Here is a 332-nt window from a genome sequence, read left to right as displayed (position 1 = left end):
CTTGCATCACCTGAACAGCTGCGTTCGTTTAGACGTAATACGTGACGTTTACGAAGAACACGTTCCATTTGATCGATTTTGCGTTCTTTTGCAATAACAGTTTGAGCTAGTGCAGTATCGAAGTTTGTTAAAGCTTCAACTGCGTCTTGCAGTGTTGAAATCGTTAATTCTAGCATTTCGTTTAATTCAGCTAATGCTTCATCTGATAGTGAAACACGGTTTGAAATTTGGAAATCTACAAGTTCTACAAGGTTTTCTACATGATCACCGACACGTTCAATATCTCCAACAACACCTGCTAAAACAGAATGTTTTTCAGAATCCGTAGGTGA

General features: G+C 38.6%; 1 protein-coding gene. It reads right to left on the bottom strand.

Features of this window, described 5'->3' with window-relative positions; all coding sequences use genetic code 11:
• The coding region (locus SB717_RS34485; protein WP_410907348.1) for a PhoU domain-containing protein at positions 1-332 on the bottom strand (332 nt) is incomplete at both ends.

The sequence above is a fragment of the Priestia sp. SIMBA_032 genome, assembly GCF_046535215.1.
In the GTDB taxonomy this organism is placed as follows: Bacteria; Bacillota; Bacilli; order Bacillales; family Bacillaceae_H; genus Priestia; species Priestia aryabhattai.
Note: the sequence above shows the minus strand (reverse complement) of the source record. Positions and strands in the feature narration are given on the sequence as shown.